The 15714-nt window shown below is 55.0% G+C and carries 13 protein-coding genes and 1 riboswitch; of the genes, 7 read left to right on the top strand and 6 right to left on the bottom strand.

The genetic code is table 11. The features are described 5' to 3' along the window. Positions 1-17: 17 nt before the first annotated feature. The 4 genes from AUQ43_RS13030 to ispH form a co-directional block, all read right to left on the bottom strand. Positions 18-2378: a bifunctional diguanylate cyclase/phosphodiesterase gene (locus tag AUQ43_RS13030; protein WP_062956678.1), complete on the bottom strand. Its 2361-nt coding sequence runs from the start codon at positions 2376-2378 to the stop codon at positions 18-20. Between the two features lie 269 nt (positions 2379-2647). Continuing rightward, a complete protein-coding gene (rnhA, locus tag AUQ43_RS13025) occupies positions 2648-3094 on the bottom strand; it encodes a ribonuclease HI (RefSeq protein ID WP_062956677.1) in 447 nt (148 codons plus the stop codon). 28 nt (positions 3095-3122) lie between these two features. Next, complete coding sequence (locus tag AUQ43_RS13020) at positions 3123-4091, bottom strand: homoserine kinase (protein WP_062956676.1); 969 nt, start codon at positions 4089-4091, stop codon at positions 3123-3125. 45 nt (positions 4092-4136) lie between these two features. Then, positions 4137-5084 carry a 4-hydroxy-3-methylbut-2-enyl diphosphate reductase gene (gene ispH / locus AUQ43_RS13015; RefSeq protein ID WP_062956675.1) on the bottom strand — a complete coding sequence of 316 codons (948 nt, stop codon included), beginning with the start codon at positions 5082-5084 and terminating at the stop codon, positions 4137-4139. Positions 5085-5342: 258 nt separating this feature from the next. Here ispH and AUQ43_RS13010 point away from each other — a divergent pair, with 258 nt between their 5' ends. The 7 genes from AUQ43_RS13010 to AUQ43_RS12980 all read left to right on the top strand — a co-directional run bounded on the left by AUQ43_RS13010 (position 5343) and on the right by AUQ43_RS12980 (position 12408). Continuing rightward, complete coding sequence (locus AUQ43_RS13010) at positions 5343-5900, top strand: hypothetical protein (protein WP_062956674.1); 558 nt, start codon at positions 5343-5345, stop codon at positions 5898-5900. A gap of 104 nt (positions 5901-6004) precedes the next feature. After that, a riboswitch (glycine riboswitch) is annotated at positions 6005-6102 on the top strand. Between the two features lie 139 nt (positions 6103-6241). After that, positions 6242-7384 (top strand): glycine cleavage system aminomethyltransferase GcvT, encoded by a 1143-nt coding sequence (gene gcvT, locus AUQ43_RS13005; RefSeq protein ID WP_062956673.1) that lies wholly within the window; start codon positions 6242-6244, stop codon positions 7382-7384. A gap of 70 nt (positions 7385-7454) precedes the next feature. After that, on the top strand, positions 7455-7826 hold the full coding sequence (gcvH, locus tag AUQ43_RS13000) for a glycine cleavage system protein GcvH (RefSeq protein ID WP_062956672.1): 372 nt from the start codon (positions 7455-7457) through the stop codon (positions 7824-7826). A gap of 2 nt (positions 7827-7828) precedes the next feature. Beyond that, on the top strand, positions 7829-9184 hold the full coding sequence (gcvPA, locus tag AUQ43_RS12995; RefSeq protein ID WP_062956671.1) for an aminomethyl-transferring glycine dehydrogenase subunit GcvPA: 1356 nt from the start codon (positions 7829-7831) through the stop codon (positions 9182-9184). Continuing rightward, positions 9181-10677, top strand: a complete 1497-nt coding sequence (gene gcvPB, locus AUQ43_RS12990) for an aminomethyl-transferring glycine dehydrogenase subunit GcvPB (RefSeq protein WP_062956670.1) — start codon at positions 9181-9183, stop codon at positions 10675-10677. Before gcvPA ends, gcvPB begins: the two co-directional genes overlap by 4 nt. A 204-nt stretch (positions 10678-10881) precedes the next feature. Then, positions 10882-11793 carry a protein phosphatase CheZ gene (locus AUQ43_RS12985; protein WP_062956669.1) on the top strand — a complete coding sequence of 304 codons (912 nt, stop codon included), beginning with the start codon at positions 10882-10884 and terminating at the stop codon, positions 11791-11793. Between the two features lie 210 nt (positions 11794-12003). Beyond that, a complete protein-coding gene (locus tag AUQ43_RS12980) occupies positions 12004-12408 on the top strand; it encodes a hypothetical protein (RefSeq protein WP_232310671.1) in 405 nt (134 codons plus the stop codon). 89 nt (positions 12409-12497) lie between these two features. Here the strand turns inward: AUQ43_RS12980 and AUQ43_RS12975 are convergent, their stop codons facing one another. Together AUQ43_RS12975 and AUQ43_RS12970 are read right to left on the bottom strand one after the other, a co-directional pair. Further along, on the bottom strand, positions 12498-12977 hold the full coding sequence (locus tag AUQ43_RS12975) for a peroxiredoxin (RefSeq protein ID WP_062956667.1): 480 nt from the start codon (positions 12975-12977) through the stop codon (positions 12498-12500). A 215-nt stretch (positions 12978-13192) separates the two neighbouring features. Next, entirely contained in the window at positions 13193-15409 is a 2217-nt protein-coding gene (locus AUQ43_RS12970) for a protein-disulfide reductase DsbD (protein WP_062957295.1), read from the bottom strand. Positions 15410-15714 lie beyond the last annotated feature (305 nt).

Raw genomic sequence — 15714 nt, 5'->3', positions numbered from 1 at the left:
ATACCTTTGCGACAGCGTTATGACTTTGCGGAAACGCTTTCCAGTTCAATGCCATGACGTTCACAGACCCAGCTTTCAAATGTGCCTGCCGGAAGTGGCTTTGCAAACAGGAAGCCCTGAATGAAGTCACAGCCCTTTTCCTGCAAATAGACAAGTTGTTCGACTTCTTCCACGCCCTCGGCAACCACTTCGAGGTTCAGGCTGTGGCCAAGGCCGATGACCGCATCAACGATTGCCTTGTCATCCATATCGACATGGATGTCGTTCACAAACGAACGGTCAATCTTGATCGAGGTGACCGGGAAACGTTTGAGATAGTTCAGTGATGAATACCCCGTACCGAAATCGTCAATCGCGATCAGGACCCCAAGTTCCTTGAGTTCCTTAAGTGTCGAGACCGCCTTTTCCGGGTTGTTCATCAGAATGGATTCGGTGATTTCAAGTTCCAGCGTCCCCTCGGGCAGGGCGGTTTCTTTGACGATCTTGGTGACGCTGTTGACCAGTTCGGCGTCCTGGAACTGGGCAGGCGACAAGTTAACCGCAATACGCAGACCTGCAAGCGTTGTGTCACGCCAAATGCGTGTCTGCCGGCAGGCTTTTTCCAGAACCCACGCCCCCAGACGGTTGATCAGGCCGCATTCCTCGGCAACTGAAATGAATTCGCCCGGCAGGATCAGGCCACGTTCCGGGTGATGCCAGCGTACCAGTGCCTCTGCGCCGACGACGCGTTCTGTGCGGCAGTCGATTTTCGGCTGGTAATAGAGTTCGAGTTGATCATGCTCGAGCGCGTTGCGCAGATCTTCCTCGATGGTTTTGCGTTCCTTGACCCGTTCGTGCATCGACGGCAGGAAGAACCGGTAATTGTTGCGGCCTTCGGCCTTGGCAGCATACATCGCCATATCGGCGTTCTTGACCAGCTGTTCGGGGTTTTCGCCGTCTTCCGGGAAAAGCGTGATACCGACACTGGCCGTTGAATGCAGGCGGATCCCGCGGCAATCAAACGGCTGGGACAGCTCGTCAATGATGCGCTGGGCAAGGGCGATGGTGTCTTCGATATTTTGGACATCGGTCTGGATGATGGCGAATTCATCACCGCCAAGACGGGCGGCCGTGTCAGAATCGCGGATGATGCGCGACAGGCGCTGACCCATTTCCTGAATCATCAGATCGCCAACGTCATGGCCGAAGTGATCGTTAATGTCCTTGAACCGGTCAAGGTCGACAAACAGAACAGTCACGCCGCGCTGGAAGCGGCGGGCGGAGAGCAAGGCCTGACGCAGGCGGTCAAGGAACAGGGTTCGGTTCGGCAGGCTGGTCAGAACGTCATGGACCGCAAGGTGGCGCATGCGCGCTTCTGTCTGTTTACGTTCGGTAATGTCGGTATAGGTCGCAACGTAACCGCCGCCCGGCATCGGGTTGTGATCGACCTGAATGACACGGCCATTCGGGCGGGTCCGTTCCATACGATAGGGTTCACGACGCCGCGCAATCGCAACACGGTCGGAAATCAGCGCCTGAATGCTGACATCGCCATATTCGCCGCGTTCACCATTATAGCGCAGGATATCGGAAAGCGGCGTGCCTTCCTTGACCAGATCACGCGGCAGGTTCAGCAATTCGATATAGCGTTCGTTCCAGACCATCAGGTTCAGGTCCTGATCGAACAGACAAATGCCCTGACCGATATTATGCAGGGTGGCTTCAAGCAGGGCCTGCTTACGCTGGGCTTCTTCCTGTGCCTGCCCCTGAAGGGCGACCATTTCGTTATATTCGCGGATCAGAAGGCCGAGTTCGTCTGAACTGTTCCATTCCACCGGACGGCGCAGACGGCCGTGCTTGGTCATTCGGATGGAATGCAGCAGACGATTGAGCGGTTCCTTGATCGAGCGTTTGTTGGCGATCAGAAGGCTGGCCGCCACGACCGAAATCAACAGCCCGAACAAGATCATGTCAATTGCGATACGGCGGAACAGCAAGTCCTGCACGCGGTCATCGGTGAAGAAGATAACCAGTTCGCCAACGTCATGGCGGACATTGTTGCGTTCGAAATAGACCCGGCGCGACAGGCGGAGCGTGTCGGTCAGTTCGGATTGGGAAACGCCGGTATGGGCAAATTCAGTGCCGTCGGCACCCAACGCCTGCACAGCAACAATATCGCGGTCGCGCGCCATCGCGTTAAGGGCTGATTCGATGTTATCGACGTCAAGATACCAGAAAGGTGTGGCCAGAACGCGTGCGTTAATGTCGGCGGTCTGTTCGACCTTGCCGTTCAGATCATCGCGCAGCACCTTGTAGCTGACATAGCCAAACACAACGAAAAGTGCGAGCGAGAACAGTGAAACAAGCGGCAATGCAATAAACAGCAGCCGACTGCTCAAAGACTTTCGTTGTAAAAACCCGTACGATCCGCGCGACAAGCGTTCTCTCCTCGGCACCTACTTTGGATTAGTCGAATATACTGTACTCGACGTTTGTATGGGTGCCAACTCCCCCCTGAATTAGTCTCAAGTCAAACCGCAACTTGATGAAAACGCAAGGTCGATTTCGTTTAATCAATCTAATATCCGACCAAGGCCGACAAGCCTATCTATTTTGGTGCGAAACCCTTTCGCTTCAAGCAGCTTTTGTGCGATCTGCGAAAAATTCGTTACCGTGGTACGGCTTGGCGTGCAAGCTCATCACATCTTTCATTTTCCGGATGCCCTGCATGGCCTTTGACCCAGTGCCATTCGACTTGATGTGGTTCAAGGGCTTTTAGCAAGCGTTGCCACAGCTCGACGTTCTTGACCGGCTTTTTATCCGCCGTTTTCCAGCCGCGCTTTTGCCAGCCGAAAATCCACTTGGTAATGCCATCGCGGACGTAGCTGCTGTCGGTATAAATATCGATCACACAGGGCCGTTTCAGGGCCTCAAGTGCGCTGATCGCAGCCATCATTTCCATGCGGTTGTTGGTGGTTTCGGGGTCGCCACCCGACATTTCCTTTTCGACACCCTTGAAGCGCAAAATAGCGCCCCAGCCACCGGGGCCGGGATTGCCGCTGCACGCGCCGTCTGTGTAAATCTCGACGCGATTGTCGCCGTCAGTTGAAGTCATGTTTTTATTCCCGGGCGATTCTGTGGGCTTAGTCCAGGCCATAGGCCGATGCATTATCCACGCGCTGATGGAAGCGCAGTTTGTTGATATATTCGCGCGGGTTCTTTGGCGTTACCAGCGCATCCTTGGGCGTATTTACCCAATCATACAGGCGGGTCAAAAGAAACCGCAGGCTGGCACCGCGTGCCAGAATCGGCAGGGCGGCCTTTTCAGCGTCCGAGATCGGACGCACTTTGCTGTAATGTGACAGAAGGTTTTTGGCCTTGGTGACATTGAAGCTGTTGTCAGGCTCAAAGCACCACGCATTCATGCAGATCGCGACGTCATAGCAAAGCAGGTCATTGCATGCGAAATAGAAATCAATCAGGCCAGAGACTTCTTCCTTGCCCGGGAAGAAGAAAACATTGTCGGGAAACAGATCGGCGTGAATGACGCCCTTGGGCAGTTCATGCGGCCAGTTGGCTTCGAGATAATCAAGCTCCTCACCGATCATGTCGCCAAGACCGGGCACTTCATCGTTGGCGTGTTCCTGACAGCTTTCAAACAGTGAACGCCATCCCGCAACACTCAGCGCATTGGGCAGGTGCATCTCAAAATCGAGACCGGCACTGTGAAGCTGTGCCAGGGCCGCGCCAACACCGGCACAGTGATGGGGCTGGATACGGCGCGGTGACATGCCGCGCAGGAACGATGTAATGGCAGCCGGGCGATCACAGAGTGTGCGCAAGGCAGCGCCATCCTTGCCATGGATCGGGGTCGGACAGTTCAGTCCCTTGCCTGACAAATGATCCATCAGGCCAAGGTAAAAAGGCAGGTCGTCAGGATTTACCCGCTTTTCATACAGGGTCAGGATAAAGGGCGCGATGCTGGTCTGAAGCAGGAAGTTGGTGTTTTCGACACCTTCGGCAATGCCCTTGAAAGAGACCACTTCACCGATATCGTATTCGGCAACAAAACGGGCGATATCTTCGTCTGAAACATCGGTATAGACGGCCATGGGCTTTATTGTCGTCCTGATCTGAGAGTAAGCATGTCCGCAGAATTAGCTGGCAAGCTGGCGCGGCAGTTTAAAGGTTACGTTTTCGTTTGTCAGCGCGATGGTTTCGACCGTCACGTCATAACGTTCGCGGCAGGCATCAATCACTTCCTCGACCAGGATTTCCGGCGCAGAGGCACCTGCGGTGATGCCAAGGCTTTTGATGCCTTCAAGCTTGGACCAGTCAATATCTTTCGCGCGTTCGACCAGAACAGAACGCATGCAGCCTTCACGCTTGGCGACTTCGACCAGGCGGTTGGAGTTCGAAGAGTTCGGCGCGCCAAGAACCAGAATGGCGTCAGTCTTTTCTGCAATCAGTTTGACGGCATGCTGACGGTTGGTCGTGGCGTAGCAGATGTCTTCTTTCTTTGGCACCGAGATCGACGGGAAGCGCCGCTGCAGAATTTCGATGATCTTGGCGGTGTCATCGAGCGACAGCGTCGTCTGGGTGACAAAGGCCAGATTTTCCGGATCTGTAATCTCGATGGTTTCTGCGTCTTCTTCGGTTTCGATCAAGGTCATGCTGCCCGGTGGCAACTGGCCCATGGTGCCGACAACTTCCGGATGGCCCGCATGGCCGATCAGAAGAATGTGTTTGCCATCGGCGTGATGGCGTTCGGCCCCGCGATGGACTTTTGAAACCAGCGGGCAGGTCGCATCAAGATATTCAAGCTTGCGGGTTTCCGCGGCCTCGGGCACGGATTTTGGTACGCCGTGGGCCGAAAAGATCACAGGAACGCCATCAGGAACGGCATCAAGTTCATCGACAAAAACAGCGCCCATGTCGCGCAGGCGATTGACGACAAATTTGTTATGCACGATTTCGTGGCGGACATAGACCGGTGCGCCGTATTTTTCGAGCGCCTTTTCGACGATTTCGATGGCGCGATCAACCCCGGCGCAGAAGCCGCGCGGGTTGGCAAGTACGATCTGAAGGCTGGCTTTGTCAGACATGATACAGGTCCGGCTTTCCCAATTGCGTACGGGCGTTGCCGACGCATTTTTCAAACATTCACGTTACATAACCCGCTTGATCATGTGGTGCAATGACTCTGCGGCAATTGGGCTGTGTGCCTTGGCAGGAAATTTGACCTTTTCCAGACGGACAGATCCTTCAAGCGGGTTGTGCCGACAACCGTGACGGAATAGACTGCGCGCGGGCCGCTTGCGAAAGACACAGGCCTGAAAACATTTGGTTTGATAGAGGCTTGGATGACAATCGGTAACGGACTTCGGCGCGTTTATGCATTGGGTATGGTATCGCTTGGCGGATTGCTAAGTGCGTGCGGCGGCGGAAACCCGTTCGAAGAACAGCCCGTGCCGGTTTGCCCGGCGGCCTATCTGCCAAAGGATACGGCAAAACTTGTCGAGTTCAGCGGCGGTGGCCGTGACCTGACTGATGTGATCGTCGAAGCCGAATTCACAGGCTACGTTGGTGACTGTGGCTATGATCTGGATGACAAGGAACTTGATGTCATCATCAGTCCGATCATCACGGCCGAGCTTGGACCGGCGGCACAAAATCGCACCGTGCAGTTCCAGTATTTCGTCGCCCTTCGTGACCCTGCGGGCAACTTCATCCAGAAGTCCGTATTCGACGTGAATATGCCATTTGCCGACAATTTGAACATGGCGCGTATCCGCGATGAACAGGTCACTTTGTCGGTGCCGCTGAATGATGTCTGGACCGGGCCGGATTATGAAATCTATCTTGGTTTTCAGTTGAATGCCGAGCAACTGGAATATAATCGTCGCTTCGGAACCGATTGATTTAACAACGGTTTCTGTCGTTTCGTGCTGGTTGTCAGCCGCCTTTTGCAAAATAGGGGCTGGTCGCTTTGCGCGGAAACCCGTATAAACAAAAACATACCCAAATGATCCCCGTGGGAGAGGCCGCAGTCCTTATGGATGAGCGGACGCCGAAGGAGCAACCACCCCGGAAACTCTCAGGCAACAGGACCGCGCGGAGATGGGACTCTGGAAAGCAGGTGCTGTGATCAACCTGATCAGGTGTACCTCGCCGAAGATGTAAGCAGACCAGTTTCGACCATTGGCTGTGATTCTTTCAGGCTCCGAGACAGAGGGGGAATGTGGTTGGCCAGTGGTCGGCTATGTTTCGCAACGATTGTCCCGGAGAAGGAAGAGTGGATCAACAGACCGAACTGCTTCAAACAGCCCTTTATGACCTGCATGTGGAACTCGGTGCCAAAATGGTACCGTTTGCTGGCTATGCGATGCCAGTGCAGTACCCGCTTGGTGTAAAAGGCGAACATCTTCATACCCGCGCCAAAGCCGGCCTTTTTGATGTCTCTCATATGGGTCAGGTGCGCCTGACCGGCGAAAACCGTGTGGCAGAGCTTGAAAAACTTGTGCCCGGTGATATCGCCATCCTTAAACCCGGTCGCACCCGCTATTCCGCGTTTACCCAGGATGATGGCACGATCCTTGACGATCTGATGATCACCAACGCCGGAGACAGCCTGTTTCTGGTGATCAACGCGGCGTGCAAGGATGACGATATCGTTCACATGCGCGCCAATCTGGGTGACGGCGTCTCCCTTGAAGAAATTGACGATCGCGCGCTTCTGGCGTTGCAGGGCCCGGATGCGGCCAAGGTGCTGGCACGCTTTGCGCCAGCCGTTGCCGATCTGAAATTCATGAGCTTTGCCGAGATCGAAATCGCTGGCAGTCCGTGCTTTGTCACCCGTTCGGGCTATACCGGTGAAGACGGCTTTGAGATTTCGGTGCCGAATGCGGATGCAGAGGCACTTGCACGTAAATTGCTGGCCGAAGAAGAGGTTGAGGCGATTGGACTGGGCGCGCGTGATTCGCTGCGTCTGGAAGCGGGCCTGTGCCTGTATGGCAATGACATTGATACCACCACGACCCCGGTTGAAGGGGATTTGAACTGGATCATCAACAAACGTCGCCGCGCAGAAGGCGGGTTCAAGGGTGCGGATGTGATCCTTGATCAGCTTGAAAACGGCGCGGACCGCAAGCGTGTTGGCATCAAGCCCGAAGGCAAGGCACCAGCGCGCGAACATACCCAGATCCTTAATTCCGACGGCGAAGAAATCGGCGAAATCACTTCGGGCGGATTTGGCCCGACCATCGATGGCCCGATTGCAATGGGGTATGTTGCCATAGAGTTTTCCGAACCGGGGACGAAGATCGACCTGATGGTGCGTGGCAAGGCGCGCCCGGCCGAAGTGGTTGAGCTTCCGTTTGCACCGCATCGCTACTTCCGCGGTTGAGTACCAGAAATTTTTGAGAGAGCGGCCAACGCCGCATTGGCATTGAATTGATCAAGAGGGACAAAGGGAAATGACGAAGAAATTTTCGCAGGAACATGAGTGGATCGAGTTCGAAGATGGTGTGGCGACCGTCGGCATTACCGATTACGCGCAGCAGTCGCTGGGCGATATCGTCTATGTCGAGCTGCCCGAAGTTGGCAAGAAGCTTACCAAGGATGGCGACGCAGCGGTTGTTGAATCGGTCAAGGCCGCAAGCGACGTCTACGCCCCGCTTGATGGCGAGATCGTCGAAATCAACGAAGAACTTGATGCCAATCCCGCGCTGGTGAACGAAGCACCGGAAGCCGAAGGTTGGTTCTTTAAAATGTCCCTTGCTGATGAATCCCAGCTTGATGAGCTGATGGATGAAGCAGCTTACAAAGAATTCGTCGAAGGCCTTTAAGCATGCGCTATCTCCCACTGACACGCGCTGATCGTGCTGCGATGCTCGATACCATCGGGGCATCATCTGTTGATGAACTTTACGGTGACGTTCCGGAAGGTGCGTTGCTTGATGCACCTGTTGATTTGCCATCCCACCTTGGCGAAATGCAGGTCGAACGCGATATGCTGGCCCTTGCCGGGAAAAACATGGGTGCCTCAAGCGTGCCCAGCTTCCTTGGCGCGGGTGCCTATCGCCACCATGTTCCGGCGACGGTTGATTACGTGATCCAGCGCGGTGAGTTCCTGACCGCCTATACCCCGTATCAGCCAGAAATCGCACAGGGGACACTTCAGTATCTGTTTGAATTCCAGACCCAGGTTGCCTCGATCACCGGGATGGATGTTGCCAATGCCTCGATGTGGGATGGTGCAACATCCTGTGCCGAGGCCGTTCTGATGGCATGCCGTGCGACCCGTCGCAAAAAGGCGGTCCTGTCGGGTGGTCTGCACCCGCATTACCGCGAAGTGACCGAGACATATTGCCAGTACAGCGATACCGAAGTTGCAGGTCGCGATGGTCATCCCGAACATCAGGCAACTGCCGAGGAACTCAACGATCTGATTGATGACCAGACCGCTTGTGTGGTTGTGCAGTATCCAGATGTGTTTGGCCGCATTCAGGATCACACCCAGTTGGCTGATCTTTGTCATGCCAAGGGTGCGCTTCTGGTGGTGGTCTTTACCGAGGCGGTTGCCTTTGGTGCGGTGAAATCGCCGGGAAGCTTTGGCGCAGACATCGTTTGCGGCGAAGGCCAGTCGATCGGCAATGCGCTGAATTACGGTGGGCCGTATGTCGGGTTGTTTGCCACCACGCAGAAACTGGTGCGTCAGATGCCGGGCCGTCTTTGTGGTGAAACGGTTGATCAGGATGGCAAGCGTGGCTTTGTCCTGACGCTGTCGACCCGCGAACAGCATATCCGTCGCGAAAAGGCGACCTCGAACATCTGCACCAACTCTGGTCTGTGTTCGTTAGCCTTTACGGTGCATATGAGCTTGCTTGGTGAAGACGGTTATCGCCGTCTGGCGACATTGAACCATGAAAATGCCTGCAAGGCGGCAGATGCGATTGATGCCGTTGACGGGGCATCGGTGGTCAATGACAGCTTCTTTAACGAATTCACCGTCAAGCTGACCAAACCGGCTGCTGACGTGGTCGAGACGCTGGTGGCCAAGGGGGTTCTTGCCGGTGTGCCGTTGTCGCGCCTGTATCCGAACCGTTCGGATCTGGATAACTACCTGTTGGTCGCGGTAACCGAAACCAACACGGACGAGGATATCGCGGCCCTTGCGGACGCATTGAAGGAGGCGCTGGCATGAATTTTACAACCCATACCGGCAACCGCGGCCTTGTTATTGAAGAACAACTGATCTTTGAGCAGGGTCAGCCCGGCCGAACCGGCGTTGATTTGCCCGAACCGAAGGGCACGAAATCCCGTCTTGGCGGACTTGATCGTGATAGCGAAGTTGGCCTTCCCGGACTGTCCGAACCGCAGGTCGTGCGTCACTTCACGCGCCTGTCGCAGAAGAACTATGGCATCGATGCCGGTTTCTTCCCGCTTGGTTCATGCACGATGAAGCATAACCCGCGCCTGAATGAAAAGGTCGCGCGTTTGCCCGGTCTTGCCGATCTGCATCCGATGCAGCCCGAAAGCACCGTTCAGGGCGCGCTGGAACTGATTGATCAGTGTGCACACTGGCTTCTGGTCCTGACCGGCATGCCGGCCGTTTCCATGTCCCCGGCAGCGGGTGCGCAGGGCGAGCTTTGCGGCATGATGGCCATTCGTGCGGCCCTTGATGCACGCGGTGAAAACCGTCGTCGTGTTCTGGTGCCGGAATCCGCACACGGGACCAACCCGGCGACAGCAGCAGCCTGTGGCTTTACGGTTGATTCAATCCCGGCGACCGAGGATGGCCGTGTTGACCTTGCCGCATTCGAAGCCAAGCTTGGCGACGATGTGGCGGGTATCATGCTGACCAACCCGAACACCTGTGGCCTGTTTGAACGTGACGTGCGCAAGATTGCCGATCTGGTGCATGAAGCGGGTGGCTATTTCTATTGCGATGGTGCGAACTTCAACGCCATTGTCGGTCGGGTGCGTCCGGCAGACCTTGGCATTGATGCGATGCATATCAACCTGCACAAGACCTTCTCGACCCCGCATGGCGGTGGTGGGCCGGGTTCCGGGCCTGTTGTCTTTTCCGAGGCACTGGCACCGTTTGCCCCGATCCCGTATGTCGTCAAAAAAGGCGATGGCTTCCATCTGGTTGAAACCGCAGACGAAGAAGACGGCATGCAGCCGTTTGGCCGTCTGAAGGGCTTCCATGGTCAGATGGGCATGTTTATTCGTGCGCTGACCTACATGAAAAGCCACGGTGCGGATGGTCTGCGTCAGGCGTCCGGTGATGCGGTGCTGAATGCCAACTATCTGCTGGCGCGTCTGAAAGACAAGCTCAGTGTCGCCTTCCCGGGATACTGCATGCATGAAGCGTTGTTTGATGACAGCTTCCTGAAGGATACCGGTGTTTCGACCCTTGATCTGGCAAAGGCAATCATCGACGAAGGGTTCCACCCGATGACGATGTACTTCCCGCTGGTGGTCCATGGGGCATTGCTGATCGAGCCGACCGAGACCGAAACCAAGGAATCGATCGATCAATTCTGTGATGCGATTCTGTCCCTTGTGGCCAAAGCCGAGTCGGGCGATGCCGAATTCTTCAAGAATGCACCGTACCTGACACCGCGCAGACGCCTTGATGAAACTGCGGCTGCGCGCAAGCCGGTTTTGCGCTGGAAACCTGAAACAGCTTGATAACCCAAGCAACCTGACTGTTTAGGGCACCCCGGTCATCTGACCGGGGTGTTCTTTTTCAAAGACTTGTACTTGAAACCCATTGGACTTGTCGCAATCTGCACCCTTATACTTGTCAGAATTGTAATGAACGACGTCATCAAAGACGCGTTTTGGGGATTTAGTGATCGGACTACCGTCCGTTCCGGAGGTTTGGAACAAGTCATGTCTCGTCGCGTGCAAAAAGTATTCACTGCCGAACGTCGTCTTAAAGAACGGACAGGTGGTGTTGTTGAAGACTGGTCGGATTCCTTCTTCGATCCGACGCTGGAAAGCGGGATGGGGGCAGGCGAACCGATGCCGGCTTCTTTGCCGTCGGCGGCGAGTGTTCCGGATAACTCCGGAATTTCCCAGGCGGTTCTTGATGAAATCCGCGCGTTGCGCAGTGAAGTTTCGCAACTCCGTCAGGCCGTGGCGTCCGGTGGGGTGGCACCAAGCGATGTCGGAGCACCCGTTGCGTCGAACGACGCACCGATGGATGAATTGCCTGAGCCGGTTACAAGCAATCCGACCCACTCCAATCGACCGGGGGCAGCAGAGCCTGATCGTGACGATCTGGAACTGATCCGCACCCAGATCGAAGAAATGAACGAGCACATTCACAAGGCCAAGGTGCAGATTGCATCATTGCGCCATCCCAAGGCGCAGGACGACCGTCTTGTCAGTGCTGCTTCGGAACTTGATGCGATCGTCAAAGACACTGAAATGGCGACCCACACCATTCTTGAATCGGCTGAGCAGATCGACGATCTGACCATGGCGCTCAAGAACTCGGCGCCCAGCGATTTTGTTGCTGATCACGTCGAGCAGATTGCCTTCATCGTGACCAAGGTTTTTGAAGCCTGTAACTTCCAGGACATTACCGGCCAGCGCATCAACAAGGTGGTTAGTACCCTTGAATTCGTTGAAGAGCGCGTCCACAACATGATCTCGATCTGGGGTGAAGACGCCTTCGCCGAACTGCCGGTCCCTGAAGTTGAAGAAGAAGCACGGCCCGAAGATTCAGACCTTTTGAATGGTCCGCAGCTTGATGGCGAGGGTATCAGCCAGGACGACATCGATAAGTTATTCGAATAACTCGAAAAATGCTTGGTTTTGTCGGGTTAATTAGGTAGTAGCGTTACACAGTTGAACTCGCTAGGCGAAATGATAGCGTTTTGTGCGCTGTCTTTCGTCAACCAAAAGTTTACATATGCTAAGGTAAGTTCTTACCTATAAGAATAAGAAGCTATGTTGGGATGCGTGTGACATTCGGTTGCACGTGTTTTGGCGTGCTTGGAGGTTACTATGGGATTTTGGTCTCTCGGTGCTATTCGCCAGCCTAAGGCGCAAGATATCAAATGGCGAAAAAGCCCGCGTGGGGATTACTACCGTCTTTTCATGATCGATGACATTTCTGAACTTGGTCTGAATAATGTCGGTGGCGTCTACTTGCTGTGGCATGGCGGCTTGAAGCCGTCGTGGCTGGTGGCAGGTGCGACAGAGGATCTTGGACACAGTTTTTCTGAACTGATGCGCGATCCCGATATTCGCGAATATGATACCCGCGGCGGGGTCTATATGAGCTGGTCGCCGATTAAGGGCAGCTTCCGGGAAGGTGTTGTGCATTTCATTGCCAAACACACCAACCCGACCTTTGAATGCGACTACGACAGCAAGGAAGACCCGATACCGGTTTTGCTGCCGCGCTGATCCTGTGCGCAAAGATGTATCTGAAAAGCAAAAAGCTCCGCATCAGTTTGCGGAGCTTTAAGCGCTTGTGCGTGTAATTTATCGCGGGCCTAGAGTTTTTCCAGCACCGCTTCGGCACTTGATACTTCAAAGGCGCCGGGTTCTTCGACGGCAAGCTCGGTAACCTTGCCATCTTCCACAATCATGGCAAAGCGGTTGGCACGTTTGCCAAGGCCACGTCCGGTCAAATCAAGTTCAAGACCCGTTGCATCTACAAATGCAAGGTCACCGTCTGACAGCATGGTGATGTTTTCTGCATTTTCGGCATCTGCCCACGCATGCAGAACAAAAGCATCATTGGATGCCAGGCAGGCGATTTCGTCGACACCTTTGGCTTTGATCTGATCGGCTTTGGCTACAAAACCCGGCAGATGTTTTGCCGAGCATGTCGGGGTAAAGGCACCCGGCACCGCAAACAGGACAACCTTGCGTCCTGCAAAGAATTCCTTGGAATTGATGGCTTCGGGGCCATCGCTGGTTGCGCGGAAAAGGGTGACTTCCGGGAGTTCAGTACCGACTTTAATGGTCATTGGTATCTCCGTTATTTGGCGCAATCCCGTTGACTGCGCGCTGGATCGCATGCCGGAATCAAACACCATATCTGTTTGGCATTCAATGCTTTCACGCAGAGTTTTTAACAGGTTTCATCTGGTTAACTTGTAACGTTGGCATCCCCGCCCTTGTTCCTGCAAAAGCGGGGATGCAAATCGGGACGGTTGGAATACGCATCCTCAATCAGATGTGATTACTCTGCCGAACTGGCAAGGCTGGCGGAACCATTTGCATCATCAAGCGCACCAAGAACTTCGTCCACGCCAAGCAACTCCGAAAGCAGGATGCCATCCGGTGCACCGGGTCCAAACACGGCATTAAACGGAATACCAAAGCGGCCATAGGATGCCAGATAGTCGGCAATCTGCTGATCCGGGCGGGTCCAGTCAGCCTGCATCAGCACGATATTGTCCTGCGTCAGTGCCGTGCGGACATTGCTTTTTTCCAGAACAAGCTTCTTGTTGACCTGACAGGACACACACCATTCTGCCGTCACATCAACCAGGACAGTCTTGCCGTCGGCAACCAGCGTATCGATTGTCTCTGGCGCAAAGGGCTGCCAGGTGAGGGTGCCGTTGCCAGATGACGTGCCGGGCAATGACGGTGGTTTGGAAAATCCGGGCGCAAACAACGCAATCAGGAAACCCAGAACTGCCAAAGAGGTAAAGGCAAGGCGCGGACGCAGGTTTGATGTGCGTTTGCGCGCCCAGATAAAGACGCCACCAGCAATCAGGCCAAGTCCGACTGCAATTGCACCGGTCAATCCGACCTGAACCGAAAGCACACCGAGTAGCCAGATCGCCGTGCCGATCAAGGCAAGGCCCAGCACGAATTTTACACCGTTCATCCAGCGACCCGGTTTGGGAAGGATGCGGGCGACGCGTGGCTGAATGGCGATGGCGAAATACGGTATTGCCAATCCGATACCAAGCAGCGTGAAGATCCAGAAAATATCAAAGACACTGCCTGCCAGCGCAAACCCAACAGCGGTGCCAAGGAACGGCGCAGAGCACGGTGTTGCCAGCAAGGTTGCAAACATGCCGGTCAGGAAATTGCTGCTGATATGGCGGCCGTGACTTTCACTGCGTGTGATCGCATCATTGGCGGCATTGCCAAGCTGATCTGGGCCGGAAATCTCAAACAGGCCCCACATATTCAGCGCGAACAGGGCCAGAATGATCGTCATGACGGTCAAAAACAGTGGTTGCTGGAACTGAATGCCCCAGCCGATTGTGCCGCCGGCCAGTTTGATGCCAACCAGGACCGCGGCAATCACCCAGAAGGATGTGATGATCCCGGCCGCACTGGCCAGAAATCCGATGCGTACGCGGTTGGTATCCTGTGCGTTTGCCTTGAGTGCAGACATCACCTTGATTGACAAGACGGGCAGGACGCACGGCATGATGTTCAGGATCAACCCGCCAAGCAAGGCAAACAAGCCGATCATCCAGAAGCTGTTGCCAGCGCTTGCGCCGGTGCTGGCCGGGGCGGCCTTGGGTGCGATCCCGTCACTGACTGCGCCAACGACAAGGTCTTGTTCAACAGATAGCGGACCAGCGATGACCGTGACCGTAAGCGGTTGGTCAATCAACGACTGGTCCTGTGCCAATCCCATGACTGCGATGTCGAAATACCGGATATCGTCGGCCTGATCATCGGAAGATCCAGCAGGCTTGGGCAGGCCATAGCCTGCACGAAGGTCGCTTTCAATCAGGATGTCTTCGACCTCTACCCCGGCGGCATCAAGCCCGTGAACCCCAAGGCGCAATTTGCGCGCATCGCCGTTATTTACGCTGCTGATACTGGTGACTTGGATCGGCAGGCCTGCGCCAGTCAGCGGCACCTTTGAAACGAATTTTTCGATCTGATGGGCGTGGGCGCTGGTGATTGATCCGCCAGCGCTGCCGGAACTGCCCGCCGGGATGTCGAGATTGAAGGTTGCCGTCGCTGGAATGCAGACGTCGCTGCAAACCAGATAATCGACACCAAGGCGGATCGCGACTGGTTCAGCCGGGTCCATGATCGCGACATCAATCGGCAGAATGATGTGGTCCTTATAGCCGAAGGTCTCCAGCCCGAAGATCGAAAACCGGTATGGCGCGGGCCAAAGCATCTCGGCCTCGCCAATGTTTTCGGACCCGGTCCAGTCAAGTTGCGGCGGGAAACCGGCATCACCCGCACTGCGCCAGTAGATTTTCCAATCCGGCTGCAATTCGTATTCAAGACCCAACCGCAGGACTTCTTTGCCGCCGGTTTCGGTCTGTGCACTGATCAGGCGCACCGAGGCAAAGTCTTCGTCAAACCAGTTGGTGGCCGTGTTCGACGCCGCCATTGCGGCGGACGTTGTGCCGATGATCGTAAGACAGAGGGCAAATAACAGGGTCAAACGGGCGATAAGGTGGCGAAACACGTGTTGTTCCTTAAGCACGAAAAACGGTTGGCGCAGTATGAGCCAGACTTGTGGCACAAAACAGGCGTAGTTCGAGCCCGTGTTCAAATCAAGCCACGACTGTGTGAACGGTCTATCAGTACCACAAAACCGCTGTGCCTTGGCCTGATCCAGAACAACTGTAATGCCGCCCAATGGCAGAGCACGGCGTTTGCACCTACATACGATATATGGGATGGAGCAATGTCAAACGACAAATTGTCGCGGTTTCCGGGGTTCTTGATGGTAATGGAAAGGCATTCGCGTTAGGCTTGATGAAACTGGAT

The organism is Thalassospira sp. MCCC 1A01148 (genome assembly GCF_001613795.1).
In the GTDB taxonomy this organism is placed as follows: Bacteria; Pseudomonadota; Alphaproteobacteria; order Rhodospirillales; family Thalassospiraceae; genus Thalassospira.
The sequence above is the reverse complement of the archived record's forward strand: the minus strand, read 5'-3'. Positions and strand labels throughout refer to the sequence as shown.

Coding starts and splice junctions, on each gene's coding strand:
- rnhA (WP_062956677.1), bottom strand. CDS start 3,094: ATGACTTCAACTGACGGCGACAATCGCGTCGAGATTTACACAGACGGC.
- AUQ43_RS13020 (WP_062956676.1), bottom strand. CDS start 4,091: ATGGCCGTCTATACCGATGTTTCAGACGAAGATATCGCCCGTTTTGTT.
- ispH (WP_062956675.1), bottom strand. CDS start 5,084: ATGTCTGACAAAGCCAGCCTTCAGATCGTACTTGCCAACCCGCGCGGC.
- AUQ43_RS13010 (WP_062956674.1), top strand. CDS start 5,343: ATGACAATCGGTAACGGACTTCGGCGCGTTTATGCATTGGGTATGGTA.
- gcvT (WP_062956673.1), top strand. CDS start 6,242: ATGTTTCGCAACGATTGTCCCGGAGAAGGAAGAGTGGATCAACAGACC.
- gcvH (WP_062956672.1), top strand. CDS start 7,455: ATGACGAAGAAATTTTCGCAGGAACATGAGTGGATCGAGTTCGAAGAT.
- gcvPA (WP_062956671.1), top strand. CDS start 7,829: ATGCGCTATCTCCCACTGACACGCGCTGATCGTGCTGCGATGCTCGAT.
- gcvPB (WP_062956670.1), top strand. CDS start 9,181: ATGAATTTTACAACCCATACCGGCAACCGCGGCCTTGTTATTGAAGAA.
- AUQ43_RS12985 (WP_062956669.1), top strand. CDS start 10,882: ATGTCTCGTCGCGTGCAAAAAGTATTCACTGCCGAACGTCGTCTTAAA.
- AUQ43_RS12980 (WP_232310671.1), top strand. CDS start 12,004: ATGGGATTTTGGTCTCTCGGTGCTATTCGCCAGCCTAAGGCGCAAGAT.
- AUQ43_RS12975 (WP_062956667.1), bottom strand. CDS start 12,977: ATGACCATTAAAGTCGGTACTGAACTCCCGGAAGTCACCCTTTTCCGC.